The sequence below is a fragment of the Variovorax paradoxus genome (genome assembly GCF_030815975.1).
GTDB classification, from domain to species: domain Bacteria; phylum Pseudomonadota; class Gammaproteobacteria; order Burkholderiales; family Burkholderiaceae_C; genus Variovorax; species Variovorax paradoxus_N.
Genome location: NZ_JAUSXL010000002.1, coordinates 1,761,049 through 1,776,836, shown reverse-complemented (window position 1 = coordinate 1,776,836; position 15,788 = coordinate 1,761,049). Strand labels below are relative to the sequence as shown.

16 protein-coding genes are annotated in these 15,788 nt (G+C 64.1%); 5 read left to right on the top strand and 11 right to left on the bottom strand.

Going from position 1 to position 15,788, the window contains the following annotated elements:
• The first annotated feature begins 123 nt into the window (after window positions 1-123).
• Complete coding sequence (locus QFZ47_RS12110) at window positions 124-423, top strand: hypothetical protein (protein ID WP_307655856.1); 300 nt, start codon at window positions 124-126, stop codon at window positions 421-423.
• A 446-nt stretch (window positions 424-869) separates the two neighbouring features.
• Here QFZ47_RS12110 and QFZ47_RS12105 read toward each other — a convergent pair whose 3' ends face one another.
• The 7 genes from QFZ47_RS12105 to QFZ47_RS12075 are packed head-to-tail and all read right to left on the bottom strand — an operon-like array spanning window position 870 to window position 8,757.
• Window positions 870-1,637, bottom strand: coding sequence for an energy transducer TonB (locus tag QFZ47_RS12105; protein WP_307655855.1), 768 nt, complete (start codon window positions 1,635-1,637; stop codon window positions 870-872).
• Between the two features lie 11 nt (window positions 1,638-1,648).
• Window positions 1,649-5,305, bottom strand: a complete 3,657-nt coding sequence (locus QFZ47_RS12100) for a pilus assembly protein (protein WP_307655854.1) — start codon at window positions 5,303-5,305, stop codon at window positions 1,649-1,651.
• A 37-nt stretch (window positions 5,306-5,342) separates the two neighbouring features.
• Window positions 5,343-6,029, bottom strand: coding sequence for a pilus assembly protein PilX (locus tag QFZ47_RS12095; protein WP_307655853.1), 687 nt, complete (start codon window positions 6,027-6,029; stop codon window positions 5,343-5,345).
• Window positions 6,026-7,204, bottom strand: coding sequence for a PilW family protein (locus tag QFZ47_RS12090; protein ID WP_307655852.1), 1,179 nt, complete (start codon window positions 7,202-7,204; stop codon window positions 6,026-6,028). Before QFZ47_RS12090 ends, QFZ47_RS12095 begins: the two co-directional genes overlap by 4 nt.
• 2 nt (window positions 7,205-7,206) lie before the next feature.
• Entirely contained in the window at window positions 7,207-7,647 is a 441-nt protein-coding gene (locus QFZ47_RS12085) for a type IV pilus modification PilV family protein (RefSeq protein ID WP_307655851.1), read from the bottom strand.
• Window positions 7,648-7,651: 4 nt separating this feature from the next.
• Window positions 7,652-8,275, bottom strand: a complete 624-nt coding sequence (locus QFZ47_RS12080; RefSeq protein ID WP_307655850.1) for a GspH/FimT family pseudopilin — start codon at window positions 8,273-8,275, stop codon at window positions 7,652-7,654.
• Window positions 8,269-8,757 carry a type IV pilin protein gene (locus tag QFZ47_RS12075; RefSeq protein WP_307655849.1) on the bottom strand — a complete coding sequence of 163 codons (489 nt, stop codon included), beginning with the start codon at window positions 8,755-8,757 and terminating at the stop codon, window positions 8,269-8,271. The genes QFZ47_RS12080 and QFZ47_RS12075 overlap by 7 nt, the downstream gene beginning before the upstream one ends.
• A 155-nt stretch (window positions 8,758-8,912) precedes the next feature.
• Between QFZ47_RS12075 and QFZ47_RS12070 the strand changes: the two genes are divergently transcribed.
• Entirely contained in the window at window positions 8,913-10,649 is a 1,737-nt protein-coding gene (locus QFZ47_RS12070; protein ID WP_307655848.1) for a PglL family O-oligosaccharyltransferase, read from the top strand.
• Here the strand turns inward: QFZ47_RS12070 and moaC are convergent.
• Window positions 10,646-11,137 carry a cyclic pyranopterin monophosphate synthase MoaC gene (gene moaC / locus QFZ47_RS12065; protein WP_192324895.1) on the bottom strand — a complete coding sequence of 164 codons (492 nt, stop codon included), beginning with the start codon at window positions 11,135-11,137 and terminating at the stop codon, window positions 10,646-10,648. The genes QFZ47_RS12070 and moaC overlap by 4 nt on opposite strands.
• 55 nt (window positions 11,138-11,192) lie before the next feature.
• On the opposite strand from moaC, the gene QFZ47_RS12060 reads away from it, so the two are divergent.
• On the top strand, window positions 11,193-12,758 hold the full coding sequence (locus QFZ47_RS12060) for a M48 family metalloprotease (RefSeq protein ID WP_307655847.1): 1,566 nt from the start codon (window positions 11,193-11,195) through the stop codon (window positions 12,756-12,758).
• Between the two features lie 22 nt (window positions 12,759-12,780).
• Here the strand turns inward: QFZ47_RS12060 and QFZ47_RS12055 are convergent, their stop codons facing one another.
• The 3 genes from QFZ47_RS12055 to QFZ47_RS12045 all read right to left on the bottom strand — a co-directional run bounded on the left by QFZ47_RS12055 (window position 12,781) and on the right by QFZ47_RS12045 (window position 14,517).
• On the bottom strand, window positions 12,781-13,134 hold the full coding sequence (locus QFZ47_RS12055; RefSeq protein WP_307655846.1) for a phage holin family protein: 354 nt from the start codon (window positions 13,132-13,134) through the stop codon (window positions 12,781-12,783).
• A gap of 86 nt (window positions 13,135-13,220) precedes the next feature.
• A complete protein-coding gene (locus QFZ47_RS12050) occupies window positions 13,221-13,685 on the bottom strand; it encodes a hypothetical protein (protein WP_307655845.1) in 465 nt (154 codons plus the stop codon).
• A gap of 82 nt (window positions 13,686-13,767) precedes the next feature.
• Window positions 13,768-14,517, bottom strand: a complete 750-nt coding sequence (locus QFZ47_RS12045) for a TerC family protein (RefSeq protein WP_307655844.1) — start codon at window positions 14,515-14,517, stop codon at window positions 13,768-13,770.
• A gap of 481 nt (window positions 14,518-14,998) precedes the next feature.
• Between QFZ47_RS12045 and QFZ47_RS12040 the strand changes: the two genes are divergently transcribed.
• Both QFZ47_RS12040 and QFZ47_RS12035 read left to right on the top strand, forming a co-directional pair.
• Complete coding sequence (locus tag QFZ47_RS12040; protein WP_307655843.1) at window positions 14,999-15,463, top strand: DUF3717 domain-containing protein; 465 nt, start codon at window positions 14,999-15,001, stop codon at window positions 15,461-15,463.
• 19 nt (window positions 15,464-15,482) lie between these two features.
• On the top strand, window positions 15,483-15,788 hold the full coding sequence (locus QFZ47_RS12035) for a putative signal transducing protein (protein ID WP_307655842.1): 306 nt from the start codon (window positions 15,483-15,485) through the stop codon (window positions 15,786-15,788).

Sequence of the window (15,788 nt, the reverse complement as noted above, 5' to 3'; positions counted from 1 at the left end):
CTTTTAAGACGGAGACTGTCTGGATCTGCCGCAGATTGCGCCGCTGTTTCCGCGATTTGGTGGTTTCGATCGAGATCGCGTCGGACAATGACAACGCCCGATCCTCAATAGTTTTAGAGAATCATGAAATTCATCCGTTGGTCTGCTGCGTTTGCGTTATTGGCGCTTGCCGGTTGCTTCGCGTTCAAGCCCGTCGAGGTCCGCATTACCCCATCCGCCTATCAAGTAGGTGAAGTCAAATCTGCGCTTGCCACACCTGTAGTGGATGAAGTGGTACGGATCAAGCCGAGCAAGGTTCTGATTGTGTTTTGTAAGGCCACGCATCCGATGAAAGTTTTTCAGTTCGAACAAATGTTGAAAGCTCGGCATCATGTCGAACTCAGTTGGACCTTGGTCGACGAAGAAGGATGTCGATCTGCTTAGCTGTTGACTGCCACGAGAGGACTGTCGCTGCAAAGGTCAGGTCCGGACTCCTTCACACTTCACGGACAATCTGGACCATGATTTTTTCTTGGATCATGCTCGCTGCAGCGGCAATCTTTGGGTATCTCGCCTATGACGCTGCGCGCCTTTCGACGCGGCGAAGGATGTTTCTTCCTCCATGACCGCAAAGGGCTGGGGTGAGGATGTCGCGCATGTCTCGCTCGCGGAGCAAGAAAAGCGAAAGCAGTACAACGCCCTCCGTGGTCTCGGCGACCTCGGACAATCTGTTTGGCTCTTCGGCATTCTCTGCGTAGGTTGCCTGGTTTGGGCGGGACACGCTTTCTATGCTTGAGCGACGGGCTTGGCAGTCAAGCGCGATCGGATTCTCGAATGCAGTCGGCATCAGAATCGAAGTTCTTCGACTATTCCGCAGAAGCGAGCCGCCCCTATCTGCTGCCCTTCTCCGCAGCCGTATTGTCAAATACCACCTCCACCTTCTGCCGCGATCGGACCGCGCGGCCATCCATTTGCCCCGGTGAAAAAAATGCCGCGCTGAAGGATTGACGCGCAACCTGTTCAAACGCGGGAGGAAGGGGCGCGCCCTCCGCAGCTACATGTTTCACGTGCCCTTCTTCATCAATGAAGAGCGACAGAACACCGACATAGCGCCCAGCCGCAAATTCGCCCTCCGGCATATCCAGAACAATGGCAGTGAGGGCAGCTGGCGGAACTGTGAGCAGCGAACGAGGGATGTAGTCGCGGCCGTCGAAGTCTTCTTGGTCCGATGAGACGGTTTCGACGACCTGCGGGCGGACCTCGGGCAGGGGGTCCGGCGCAGCCTGCTCGATGGCGGGCTGTGGAGGCGTGCTGGGGGTCGGCGCGTCCGGTCGGGCGGGTGCCGCCATCGCCGCTGTTCCTGCGACAGGACTCGACAGCACTGCCGATTTCGCGGCCTGCGGCTGCTCTTGTCGCTGCTTCGCGGCTTCTTTGATCTCAGACACGGCGGCCGGTCGCGTCGGAATCACGCGTATCCGTGTGGCCCCGGAAGCAATGCTGCCATGGCCACCATGTGCGGCCGCTTCCGACGACAGCGGGGACGAAGGCGTCATGCGATACGCAAGCACTGCCGCGTGCAGCGAAACGGAGAGGGCCGCGCACAGCAACAACGGGCGCATGCCCCGCATTCTGCCGAGCACCCCCGTCATCGCGGTCATCGTGCGCACGTTCAGTCGGCAAGCTCCCGCCACGAGGTCCGAAGCGGGTTGCTTCCCGAGCCAGGTGGGTTGCCTCCCGACTCTCCCCTCAAGGCGCCATCCGTCGTCGGTCGAACGACGATCGTGGTGCCGTCCTTCAGCTTGACCCAGCTCTGGCCGGCAATCAGCGAACTGGCGCTCCAGAGTTCGCCGGCGTTCGCGAGAGAACCCGTGCCATCGGTCGCATTCAGGAAGTAGCGCCAGGAAGAACCGCCCGAACTGCAGGCGTCGCCACTCGGGATGCCTGTTGCTACGGAAAGCACGCCAAACTGCAGCGCGAGATTGGTGAACACGCGTTCTCCGCTGTGCGGCAGGTCGGCCCACCAGCCGTTGTTGGTGGTCCAGTTGACCGGGTTCTTGGTGATCGTTGCCGTATTGCCTGAGACGGTAAAGGTCTGGCGAACCATGGTGATGTTGGCGCGAACGTCTCCCAGGCCGGTTTCGGTGAGCGAATCCTTCACGGCATAAATGGTTTGCTGCGTGGTGTCTTCCACGTCGGCAGCGCCGAGATAGCGGCCCGTCGCAACGATGACCACCGGCTTGCCCGAGACCTCGACGGTTTCGGGCCGCGTGGTAATCGGCTGCGGCGTGGTCGCATTGACCTGGAACTTTGCCAGCAGCAGAGCGCCCTGGTTCGGCAGCACAAGGTTGTCGACGTCGAAGCGCCAGAGATTGCCCTGCAGGTCGCCCCCGTAAAAGCGCTTGGACGTGTTGTCCGACACGTCGTCGATCCAGGTATTGATCTTTGCAAGGCCGCTCGGATCGCTGGTCGAGCCGGCCGTGGTGGGAATGTCGCCGGTGATGACCTTGGCGCCGGTATTCGCATTCAGCACGTAGAGACGTCCCTTGCCGTCACCGCCGCTGCCGCCATCGCCCGTGCCGTTGTTGTAGCCGGAGGCGAACACCACCACCCAGGTGCCGTCCTTGCGCTTGGTGAGGATCGGGTTGCCGAAGGTAAGGCCGAGGTTGGCGTCGGTGAACTCCCAGAGCGGCTTGGGATCTTCCGGGTCGGTGATGTCGAGCGCGTAATAGGCGCGGCCGCCCTTGTTGAGGCCGCCGACGAGAATGGTCTTCCAGTCGGAACCCACCTTGATGTCGCCGATGACCGGGGCACCGTCCACGAAGTAGCGGTGACGCGATTCATAGCCTGTGTCCGCCAGCCTGTACATCTCCGGCATGACGGCGTTGGGAACGTAGGCCCAGCGCTCTGTTCCGGCATCGTCGCCACCGGCCGAGAAGGCATGCAGCATGCCGTCGTTGGCCCCGACGTAGACCATGGGCTTGCGGTCCTTCTTGGCAACCACGAAGTTGGTGTAGCCGGCATCGCTGTAGGTGAACGGCGGCTTGCCGACATACGCCGGCGCGCCGTTGATGATGTCGCCCAGCACGCCGCCGGCGCGCGGACGGTACAGCGCGCGGGTGGTTCCGTTGGCGGTGCTTGCCGATTCGAAGGTGCGGTCGCCGCGCAGAAACTTGACCAGGTTGTCGCCGCTGTTGATCTTTGCCTTTTCGTCATCCGTTGCGTTGTTCAGGCACTGCACCGCCACGAGCGAGCGCGAGCACAGGTTGCTGAAATAGGTGCCGTAGCCGTCCGCATTCAGGTTGGTCCAATCGAACATCTGGCGGGTGACAGTGTTGGGCTTGCGGTAGTAGATCTTGCGATCGCCGTAAGCTGTGGCGGCGAGCTTCGCCTTGGCCGACCAGACCGCCGTGGTACCAATCGCGCCGGTGTCGCCGTTGAGGGTATAGGCCTCGACATCGCCGCTCCACTTCTTGGTGGTGTAGCTGGCCTTGTAGACCTGGTTGTTGTCGCCGGCAACGAGTTCCAGCGCGCTGGTGGAAGCGGCAGAGGAGGTGCCTGAGACTTCCTGGATGGTATTGACCACGCCGCTGATGGCCTCGGCCAACGCGGTGGCGTTCAGTGCCGAGTAGTACTGGCCGCGGCCGTTGACGGCGGCGTGCCAGAGGTCGTCGATGTTGGTGGCATTGCCGCCGCTGTCACTCACTTCCGGAGCAGGCCAGTTCGCGTTGTTCTTGTCGTTGACCAGGTCAAAATAGGAGCCCGATGCCTGCGTCAGGTAATTGCGGTCATAGTTGAGCGTACCGTTCACACCCAGCCCGATGGTGAACGTGGTCATGTGCTGGCTCGTAGCGGTGTCGCGGCCTGCGGGCACGATGTTGTTGGAACACACATCCTGTTCCGAACCGGACGCCGACGATTTGCAGTTGCCCAGACCGGTGGTGCGCAGGTCTGTGTTGTAGTAGTACGCAGCCACGTCAGCCAGCGTGTTGCTGGTGCCCGCATCTTTCATGGGACGAGCCTCGGTACCGTCCTGCTGGCCTACTGAGCTCGATCCGTCGAGTTGGAGCGGGCCATAGCTGCTGCTCTCAGCGTCGGTGTTCCAGTAGCCGTCGGTCGAGAGCAGCGCATAGTTCCGCTGACAGGAGTACTGCATCGGATCGTAGGTCTGGTTGCTCATTTTCTTTGCGAAGTAGCGCCCGGCCTTGGAAAGCGCGCCTCTCAATGGCGTGTAGGAATTGCCCGTGGCCGCATAGAGCTTTGTATAAAAGGTCTGTTTGTGCGTGCCGCCGAAATCGTCGACATCCTGGAAGCCGGCATTCGTCGTGACACCGGTGTCGCTGATGGTCGTGAATCCGACGCGATAGCTTGAGTCGAGGGCCAACATGGCTTTGCCAGTCGCAGTGCGCATCAGGAGCCGCCGGGTGCGGTAGTACGAATACCAGTTGGCGTAGTTCTTGGCTTCGTCGGATGCGCTGGTTACAACCACCGGCTCGAAAAGAGCTCTGCCGGCCGAATCAGTCACTGCGTATTGGCACTCGGTATAGAAGGTGTTCTTAATGACCGCCGTACTGTTGTACTTCCAGTCCATCTTGGGTTGGCTGCCCTTGTAGACGTAGTAAGTACCGCCAAGTCGCGCAATCGCCCATGAAGTGGCGTTGCCGCTGCCGGAAGAACTGGTGACGTTGAGTGTGAGCGTCTTGGTTCCTGCGCTCCAGTTGGTGCTTGAATTGGTCCATGCTGTAACGACGCCGGTCAGGACTTTGGCATTTTTGCCGGAGCCCGAGGTCAATTTCAAGATTTGACCCACAGTGAACATGTTGGCCAGATAGCTCGGATCCGTGAACTGAAAAGACTTGCTGCCAGTGCCGACCGTGACCGAAGCGGTGGTGCTGACACTTCCGACATCGGTTGAAACGTCGTCAAGATCGTCAGAGCCCGATTTCGCGAAGCCGTCGGTCCACGCCGAACCGAAGGATGCGTTGGCAAATGCGATTCCGGCAGAGTCGACTGGCGGCGAATAAGTCAACGCAGGGTCATAGGCCACGCCATTGCATTGGGCGCTGCGGAAACCGAAGGCTCCCGTGTTGTTCATGTTGTCCGGCATGTACGCGTTGGCCATACTCCCGGAGTTGTCCAGGATAAAAAGCAGGTTGGGCTTTGCCTTGACGTTGGGCCGCGTGGCCAGCGGCTCGTCGAGGATCAGCGTATCTGCGGCCGAGGGCGCTGATGCCGTGCAGGCGAGCACGCCCATGCTGAAAGACAGCAGTACGGCAAACGACCGACGCGAGCCGGCATGCCACCGACGGTGGAAAGATGCATGAGACATTGAATTGGACTCCTCGTGTCGCGAAACCGCGCACCTGCTAATAGAAATTGACGATGGTTTCGGTGAAGCCGGTGGTGCTGCGCGCACCGAGTACACGTACGACGATTCGGTAATACGGGCCGCCTGTAGTGCTGAAGCGCGGCGTGGAATAGTCGATCAGCCCTCGCCCCGATGCCGACGTACTGCCTGCCAGCGGCTGGGCGCAGCTGTTGTTGATGTCGTCGTTGGAGTTGCCCGCGCTGGCGCACAGCCTGAAGATCACGTAGCGCACGTTGTTGCTGCCGGCAACCGAGGCGGCTTTCACGGATTGCAGATCGCAGGAGCCAAAGGTGCCCGCCGCGGCATAGGGACACTTCTTGTCCTGCCCATCGCTCCAGTCGACGAGCTTGCGATTGGCGACCGTTTGCTGTTGGCCGGTGACGTCGACCGGCGCATCCTTGGTCTTGTCGGCCTTCAGCTCCTTGGTGCTGGCGTAATAGCCGCTCGCGGGCGCGTCCGTATTGAGGTTGGCGGCATTCGCTTTCAGCCAAGCAATGGCTTCGCGCGCGGCCTGGTCGCCCGCCACGGTGGCATCTTGCTTGAAGCCTATGTTGCCCAGCACGAGGGCACCGGTGTCCACCGAGCGGACCAGCGCCAGCGTTGCGAGCGACAGGGCCACCAGCGCCAGCAGCGCAAAGATCAAGGAGACGCCGCGTTGCGCGCGGAAGGAAGTTTGAAATTTCATGGCGTGGCTGCCGAGTTCCAGAGCATGTTGCGCAACGGCACGATGGTGTCGTAGACCTTGTATCGGTAGTGCTCCCAATCGGGAACGTGGCTGATCTTGAGTTCGACACATTTGCTGGAGCCGCAGGTCGCTGCGCCGTCGACCGTGCTGTTCGCGCCAACGTCCCACGAAGGCGCAGCGCGTGTGACGATCTCCTTTTCGTACTGAGCACTTTTCGCCACCACGGCAATGCGGATCGCCAGAACGTTCTTCCAGTCGGCAGCGGTGGCAGGTGCGACCGTGTCGTAACTGCTGACCTGGCCTGTTCCGACCGCGGCCTTTCCGTACATCGCCTGCATGTTGACGATCTGCGGATAGAGCGACTCGGTTGCCGAAACAGCTTCGGCCGTGCGGGCTGTGACGTCGAGGCTCTGCGCGGCGGTGTTGACCGAATATGTGTTGAACGACAGGCTCCCCATGTTCAACAGATAGCTCTTCTCGAGATAGCCGTTGTCCGGAAACACGCTGCCGCTGTTCCACTTGCTGGTGCCGCCCGCAACATGGGGTACGTGGTGCGAATCCAATGTGGTTTCGGTCGGAGTGGCCGCGCCGTCGTCGGTCACGCTGAAAACCGAACACCAGTTGTTGGCATCCCATGTGCCTCCGGAGGGGACGGCGATCATCAGGTCGCCGGCACTAACGCCGAAGCTCGATTTCACGGTGAACGAGTTGCCATCTTTCGCGTGGTCTTTGGATACGAGCAAGGGAGCCGAGAAGTTCGCTTTCCGGCTTTGCAGCACGGTGATCTCGTCGGGTGCTCCGTTGGCACCATCCTTGATGACGACTGGCGCCAGAGTCGGCTTGAACTCAATGGCCGGCGTGGCGGCCGCGGCGCCGGGATCCTTGAAACTGCCTTTGACCGCACAGCCCAATGCTTCAAGGTTGCCGACGGCTCCATACCCTGCCATCTGGATGTCGCGTTGAAGCGTGTAGAGAGACAGCGCGCCATTCACCTGGGCATCGCTGCCCGAAGAAACTGTGCGCTTCTTGCCTTCCGCCAGCGAGGTCACTTCCGTGATGACGAGCACCGTGAGCATGCCCAATACAAGGCCCACCATCAGTTCGACGAGGGTGAAGCCGCGCGACGCGCGAGGGGCTTTCTGCCGTGAAAGGCGAGGGGGATGAATGTGCATCATCGTCAGCTCGCCGTCCTGAGCGCAATGGTGCTGCGCGTCACGTACTTGTGCGTTTCGCCGCCAGGCATCGACCACGATACGGTCACCGCTACATCGCCATTGGCAGCCACAACGATGGCGGCGGCGCCGCCTGGCAGCACGCTGGTCACCTTGTTGCGCCACTCGAGGCAACTTGCAGCCGTGCAGGTGGTGGCACCCGCATAGGCCGAGAGATTGGCAATGTCCACCCACATGCGGCCAACGACTTCGCTGGCTAGGTTGGCGGCGTCCGCCCGCATCTTGGAGTCGGTCTGCGTGCGGGTCATGGTGCCCTGCAGGCCGACGAGGCCGAGCACGCCAAGCATGAAGATCAGCATTGCGACCAGCACCTCGATGAGGGCCACGCCGCGGCTGCGAGAACGGGCTGCTGCGCGGCGCTGCCGGGGTTTGTGATGTGGGTGCATGGTCTTAATTCGATTCGGCCGGGCACAGGCGTGGGTCTGTGGTGGCTGTGCTGGGCACACTGGGGTCGCACATTCGGACCCCGCCTGAGGCTGTGAGATTGACGCGAAGATTCCGATACCGCGCACCGTCCCGAAGGCCGGTCACGTCGATCTGGGTAATGAAGGCGCCTGCGGCAGAGACCACCCGGCCAAAGCTGTTGAAAGTGACGGTGTTGCCGTCCGCGCTGACCTTCACGCTGCCGCCGCCATCTCCCACCGCGCGGGTTTCAACGATCATGGGCGCGTCGGTCGTAGAAGGGGCACTCGCGCATTTGCCGACCGGAGAGGTCACGCTGATGACCCAGGAGCCGCTTTCCGTAGAGAGCGCACAGGTGTTGTCCAAAGCGCCTGAATCGTTCGGCGAAACAAGGAAGAACGAAATGTTCTGGTTGCGCCGTATCGCTTCGCTGCGCGCCGTAAGCAAGCCGTTCTGCAACGATTCCGTGGCGTTCCGGATGCGGCTGTTGTCCATCCACGAGCCGATACTCGGCATGGCAAGGGCAAGAATCAGTGCCAGCACCGCGATGGTGACGGCCAGTTCGACGAGAGTGAAGCCGCGTTGCCTCATGGAAAACATGCTGCTCAGCACGTGGCGCTCTTGGTGAGCCAGCAGTTCTGGTCTACGGTTGCGTTCTTGAACTTTGTCGTCTTGCGCAAGCCGGCTTCATTGATCGTGTACACATGCCCTGTCACGGGGCCGCCGGAGCCGGTCGCGGTGATGGTGTAGCTTTGGAAAGTGGCGCCGCTTGCCACGCAACTGAACGAAAAGTGGTCGGAAGCCGTAAAAGTGTTCCAACTGGCGGCGGTTGGATCGGAGGCACACTTGTTGGCGGCGGTTCCATAGTTCCGGTTGTCCTGGTAGTACTGCTCCATCTTTGAGCGGTAGTCGGACAGGCGATTGAAGGCTTCCGGCAGTTGGCCGCGGCGTACATAGTCGTTGTACGACGGCACTGCGATCGAGGCCAGAATGGCGATGATCGCCACAACGATCATCACTTCGATCAGCGTGAAGCCGGACGAACCACGCAGTGCCTGGGCGGCGCGACGCAGAGAGCTTGCTTGTTTCTTCAAGAGACACCTTTCGGACCGATTCCGGGCCTTCCGCCGGAGGGCGGCAACAGTTGTAGACAGTTGTCTAAGAATGTCTCCAAATGTGTTTTTTCCGCAAAACCGCTCGTCTCCCAGCCGGTGCCATTCGTCGGCCCGCCGGTCGGCACAATCGGCAAATGACTTCCCACGCAGCGCCCGCCGAGGCCGCCGCTCTCTCTCCCAAAGCCGTCGGCGCCGTGCGTGCCGGGCTGGTCGCGTTTCCGTTTCTGTGCCCGCTGGTGGCCGGTCCTTCGGTCCAGGCGTGGCAGTTGCTGGCCACCTGGGTCTGCCTGGCGGCGATGCTTCTGGCCATGCCTCCCGCCGTGCCGGCGCGCGGCATCTGGGCCTGGCTCGGCGCCGGGGCGGCGGCAGTCGTGCTTTTCTCCTCCCCGCACGCCACGGCCGCTTCATGGCTGCCCGCCGTGGTCGTGGTGGCCACCATGGCGGCTGCGGCCTGCGTAGGCGCGGGCATGGCGCGCGGCGGGCCGGCCACCTCCGGCGTGCTGGCGACAGGCGTACTCGCCGCCGGGCTTGTCAGCGCGGTGCTCGGCCTGCTCCAGTACTACGGTCTGGCCGAGCCGCTGGTGCCCTGGACCACCACACCCGCGCTGGGCCAGGCCTACGGCAACCTGCGCCAGCGCAACCAGTTCGCCACGCTGATCAGCATGGCGCTGGTGGCTGCCCTCTGGATCTATGCTGCGCAGCCATCGGCGCGCATACGGCGCTGGCTGGTGGCGGCGGCATTGCTGCTGCTGGTGGCCGCGGCGGCGTCCACCTCGCGCACCGGGCTGCTTCAGCTGCTGTCGATCGTGGGCGTTGCCGCCTTGATCGCGCGGCGGGAGCGCCGCGGCGTGTCTTCTTCTTCAGAGCGCGCCGGCATGCCCTTCAGCCTGCCGCCGCCGCTGGTGCTGCTGGCGATGATCCCGGTCTATTTCGCCATCGCCTGGCTGCTGCCGCAGCTGGCGGCGGGCGAGGTCGAGGGCATGATGCAGCGGCTGCAGGAGGGCGCGCCGGGCGACCACACGCGGATGATCCTCTGGCGCAACGTGCTCTCGCTGATTGCCGCGCATCCGCTCGCGGGGTGGGGCTGGGGCGAGCTGGGCTTTGCGCACTACAGCACGCTGTACGACGGGCCGCGCTTCCCCGAGATCCTGGACAACGCGCACAACCTGCCGCTGCACCTGGCGGTGGAAATGGGCATTCCGGTGTCGGTGCTGGTCTGCGGCGGCTTCGCCTGGATGGTGCTGGCGGCCAGGCCCTGGCGCGAGCGCGATCCGGTGCGGCTGATGGCATGGGGCATGCTGGGCGCGATCGCGCTGCACAGCCTGCTCGAATATCCGCTCTGGTACGGGCCGTTCCAGCTGGTGTTCGGGCTCTGCCTGGGCATCCTGTGGCCGGCGCGGCCTGCCGGAAAGGCTGCAGTGCTGCCGCAACGCTTCACGGCCCGCTGGCTCGAGCCGCCGGTCTTGTCTTCCGTTGCGGCCGTGGTGCTGATGGGCGTGGTCGGCTATGCCACCTGGGACTACATCCGCATCAGCCAGATCTACCTGCCGCGCGACGAGCGCCTGCCGGCCTATGAAGACGGCACGCTCGCCAAGGCCCGGAATTCTTGGCTCTTCGCAAGGCAGGTCGACTTTGCCGAACTGACGCTCACGGCCGTCACGCCGGCCAACGCCGCCGAAATGCATTCGCTGGCCGAACGCACGCTGCATTTTTCGCCCGAGCCGCGCGTGATCGTCAAGCTGATCGAAAGCGCCGAGCTGATGGGGCGGGGCGACGAGGCGCGCAGCCAGGCGGAGCGCTTTCGCATCGCCTTTCCGGCGGAATACGAGCGCTGGCTGAAGGGGCTGCCCGTCGACGGGCAGGCGCCCTAGCCTTGAGGGGCTGCCAGGTAGCTGCCCGACTTGCCGCCATGCTTTTCCAGCACGTGCACATCGGTGATCCGCATGCCGCGGTCCACCGCCTTGCACATGTCGTAGATGGTGAGCAGCGCCACCTGCACGGCGGTCAGCGCTTCCATCTCGACACCCGTCGGCCCCACGGTCTCGACCGTGGCGGTGCACACCACCTGCGGCGCATTGCCCTTCTCGGCCAGCGCAAACGCCAGCGCCACGCGCGTGAGCGCCAGCGGGTGGCACAGCGGGATCAGGTCGCTGGTTTTCTTGGCCGCCTGGATGCCCGCGATGCGGGCGATGCCGAGCACGTCGCCCTTCTTGGCGGTGCCCGATTCGATCAGCGCCAGTGTGGCGGGCTGCATCTCGATGCGGCCCGTGGCCACGGCCACGCGATGGGTGGCGGGCTTGGCCGCCACGTCGACCATGTGGGCCTGGCCCTGGGCGTCGAAATGGGTGAGGGAACTCATGTGTGAACGATCGGTGTGGAGGTGCATCATACGAGCCCGAGCCAATGGACGAGGAATGCCGCGCTTGACTCCTTCTGCCACCCAAAAGACTTCCGTCGCGCCCGCCTTGCGGTCGCTCTGCGCTGCCGTTTTAATAGCTTGCCAGCTGGTGCTGCCGGTACCGGCCCGCGCGCAGCTGCAGGTGCTGCCGGGCCTGGGCGACGGCGGCGAAATGACGGCCAGTGCCGAGCGCCAGCTGGGCGACCAGATTGCGCGCGAGCTCTACCGCGACACCGACTATATCGACGACCCGGTGGTCGCCGCCTACGTGCAGGACATCTGGCAGCGCCTGCTGGCGGCCGCTCGCCAGCGCGGCGAGCTCACGCCCGAACTCGACGAGCGCTTTGCCTGGACCATCCTGCTGGGACGCGACCGCAACATCAATGCCTTTGCGCTGCCGGGCGGCTACCTGGGCCTGAACATGGGCCTGATTGCCACGGTGGGCAGCCGCGACGAGCTGGCGACGGTGCTCGGGCATGAGCTGTCGCACGTCACGCAGCGCCACATCTCGCGCATCATGAACAAGCAGGGCAAGCAGATGCCGCTGATGCTGGCCGGCCTCATCCTCGGCATGATCGCGGCCAGCAAGAGCCGCAACGGCGACGCGGGCCAGGCCGTGATGATGGGCAGCCAAGCGCTCTTCATGCAGAACCAGCTGAGTTTCTCGCGCGACATGGAGCGCGAGGCCGATCGCGTCGGCTTCGGCGTGATGACGCAGGCAGGCTTTGCGCCGCAGGGCGCGGCCGCGATGTTCGAGAAGCTGCAGTACGCCTCGCGCCTCAACGACAACGGCTCCTATCCTTACCTGCGCAGCCATCCGCTCACGTCGGAGCGCATCTCGGACATGCAGGGGCGCTTCCAGTTCCGCATCGACGCGGCCCCGGCCCTGCCGCTGGCCATGGACCACGCCATGATCGCCGCGCGCGCCCGCGTGCTCACGCGGCCGGGTGTCGACGTGCTGCGGCTCTGGGTCGATGCGGCCTCGACCGGTGAGTTCGCCAAGAGCAGCGCCGCCCAGCAGGCCGGCACGCTCTACGCGGCCGCGCTGTCGGCCAGGGAGCTGCGGGACTTCCGCGCCGCGCGCGCGCTGGCCGAGCGGCTGGCGGCGCGCACCGCCGACGACCCCTCGGCCGCCAGGCTGGCGCGCTGGCTCCATGCCGAGATCGAGCTTGCCGGCGGAGGCTCCTCCAAGGCCGCCGGCCTGCTCGACGCCAAGTCGAAGGAGCGGCCCGAGATGCTGCTCGCGGCCGATGCCGCCGTGGCCACGCGCCAGCCCGCGCCCATGGTGCCGGTGCTGCGCGACTGGGTGGCAACCCATCCGCGCGACGCCACGGCCTGGCGAGCCCTGGCCAACCTGTATGGCGCGCAGAACGATTCGGTGCGCGCGGTGCGCGCCGACGCGGAGGCCAACGTGGCCATCCTCGACTACCCGGCGGCGCGCGACCGCTTCAAGGCCGCGCAGGAGCTGATGCGCAGGCCCGGCGCGCCCGTCGACCACTACGAGGCGTCGATCATCGACACCCGCGCGCGGGCCGTGGAAGTCCTGGTGAAGCAGCAGGCCGAGGAGCCGCCGCTGAAGTGAGCGGGTGAGAGGAGGCGCCGGCTCAGCGCTTCGAGAGCAGCCCGCCCAGTGCGGCTTCGATGACCAGGCCCAGCAGCGAATAGATCAGCGAGCCGATCAGCGCCGCCACGAAGCCGCTCACCTGAAAGCCCGAGAGCAGCCCCGATGCGGCCCAGAACAGCAGCGCGTTGATCACGAACAGGAACAGCCCGAGCGTGACGATGGTGACCGGCAGCGTCAGCACCACCAGCACCGGCCGCACGATCATGTTGAGCAGGCCGATGACGGCCGCGGCAATCAGCGCGGAGCCGAAGCTCGCAACCTGGACACCGGGATAGAGATAAGCCACCGCGAGCAGCGCGACAGCGCTGAGCAGCCATTTGATGATGATGCGCATGCGGCGCAGGATACCCCAGAGCCCCCAAAACAACGAGCCCCGGAGCGTTGCCGCGCCGGGGCTCGTCAGGGAGAGGTTGCGCCTTTTTATTCGGCCAGTTCGTTCGCAAGCACCAGCAGTGCGCCCATGCCCATCACGGCGCCGGGAAAGGCCCAGCCCGACTGGCGCTGCGGTGTCTGGTCGATCGTGACCGGCTCCAGGTCGACGCCGATCTTCGGTCGGCGCGCATCGACCACGTGCGTGGCCGAGTGCTCGCGCTTGAGCTGCTGCGTCAGTTCGGGCAGCGGGCCCTTGGCAAGCACCGGCGTCACCTGTCCGCCATTGCGCTCGAGCAGCGGCAGCAGCTGCGCCTGCACCTTGCTGAACCACTTGGCGCGCCAGTTCTCGCGCGCGCTGTGGCTCACCCACTTGCTGATGCGGTGGGTCATGCGCGGCGCGCAGGCCACGAGCACCCAATGGCGCGCCACGACGCTGTTGGCGTCCGGAGCAAGCTCGGTGATCTGCTCGGCCGCATAGGCAGCATCGTCGACGTAGAGAATGACCTTTTCCATGGGGCGCTCCTTCAGGTAGTTAGAGTGGCAGAGACCGGGCGGCAGGGGAAGAGCATATTCGCCGATTGCTTCGGGCAGGCGTTCAGCTCGACGAGGTTGCGGGCTCGGCCGGCTTCTGGCGTGCCTGGCGCACGGCCACCCACTTGCCGACGGCCAGCACCAGCAGCGCACCGGCAATGCCCGCGCCATAACGGATGGCGTCGGTCTGCGGCAGCTTGGGCACCCAGGTCCACGCTGCGGTGTTCGACAGCGCCGGGTCGGACACCGCCATGGTGCCGGCAATCCAGCCCAGCAGCATGCCGCCGAGCGTGATGATGACCGGGAAGCGGTCCATCAGCTTGATGACCAGCTGGCTGCCCCAGACGATGATCGGAATGCTCACCAGGAGGCCGAAGATCACCAGCGGCATCTGGTGCGCCTGGCCGGCGCCCTGCGCGGCACCGGCAATGGCAATCACGTTGTCCACGCTCATCACCAGGTCGGCCACGATCACGGTCTTGACCGCGCCCCACAGCTTGTCGCTGCTCTGGATGTTGCCGTGTGCGTCGTCATGGTCGGGTGCCAAGAGCTTGATGCCGATCCACACCAGCAGTGCGGCGCCGACCAGTTTCAGGAACGGAATGGCCAGCAGCGTGAGCGCGAAGAAGATCAATATCACCCGCAGCACGATGGCGCCGGCCGTGCCCCAAAGGATGCCCTTGGTGCGCTGCGCGGGCGGCAGCTTGCGGCACGCCAGGGCAATGACGACGGCGTTGTCGCCGCCGAGCAGGATGTCGATCATGATGATCTGACCGACCGCGACCCAGAATTCCGGGGTCATGAACTGTTCCATACGTTCCTCTTGTCTTCGCGCGGCCCGTCCATCCTGGGCTGGATGGCAGCGGTCCGGCGCATGCGTTGCATTTCGATCCATCCCGTGCGGGAATGTCGAAGCGATGGCGAAGACCGGAAAATGACCGGGGATTCAGGAACGCTTCGATCAAACCTGCGCAGGTTCAAATCGAAGGTCTTGCTCGACAACGCATACCCAAGGGCACGTGTTGCCCGACAGGCCGGAAGTGTTGTGCTTCGTATTGACGACCTGTCGATCCCGCTGTGGTGCACGGCGGATGGGAGCTACTCCCCTTCGTGGAGGGATTAGAGCATCGAGGCCCGGGTTCTGGCAACCTCAAAATTGGGTGGCTTCAAAAGGAATGCTCCCGAAAGCCTTGTGAACATTGGCTCTGGCGCTATGTGTTTTGCAGCACCTATAACCTTCGACTGACGCGGGGCATTGCCGGACTATGATCGCCGCTCGCTGTTTTTTCTCTTCCATGGCCGCCATTCACATCACCGACATCGAGGCCGCCATCAACCATTGGCGGGAGAAAAGCCCCTCGCCCGACGGCATCACGCTGGCGCCCGAACTGCGCGCGCTGGCCGAGGTCTACGCGCTCATGGTGTTCCACCATGAAGACGAGGTCGACGAGTTCGGCTTCCCCGAAAAGGCCTGGGCCGCCTGGCTCGACTGGTACCACAGCACGCCCGACACCCCCTGCATCGCCATCTGCTCCACCAGCCAGGGCGACGACCAGTGCAAGGGGTGCGGCCGCAGCTTCGACGAGGTGCAGCACTGGCCCGCCATGTCGCCGGCCGAAAAGCGCGTGACCTGGCGCCGCATCACCATGGAAGATTCGGCCTGGCGCTTCAACAAGTACGCGGAGCGTGCGCGCGAGGCCGAGCCGCCGCAGTGGCCCGAAGACCCCGCCGAGCCCCTCGGCCCCGACGACGCCCCCTGAAAGAAAAAAAGGCCGCCGCATGCGTCGCTTTGCCCAGGCACCGAACCTCGCCATCGCGGCCCTGTGGGTGCACGCGCTGCGCGAGGAGGGCGTCGAGGCCACGGTGCAGCGCGAGTATCTCGGCGCCGTCATGGGCCAGCTGCCGCCCGACCAGTGCCTGCCCGAAATCTGGATCGACGACGAAACGCAGTTCGAGCGCGCGCAGCAGGTGCTGCATGCGGCGCAGCACCGGCCGCAGCGCAACTGGCAGTGCATCTGCGGCGAGCGGATCGAAGGCGGCTTCGAGCAGTGCTGGCACTGCGGCGCGATGATGCCGATGGTGTAG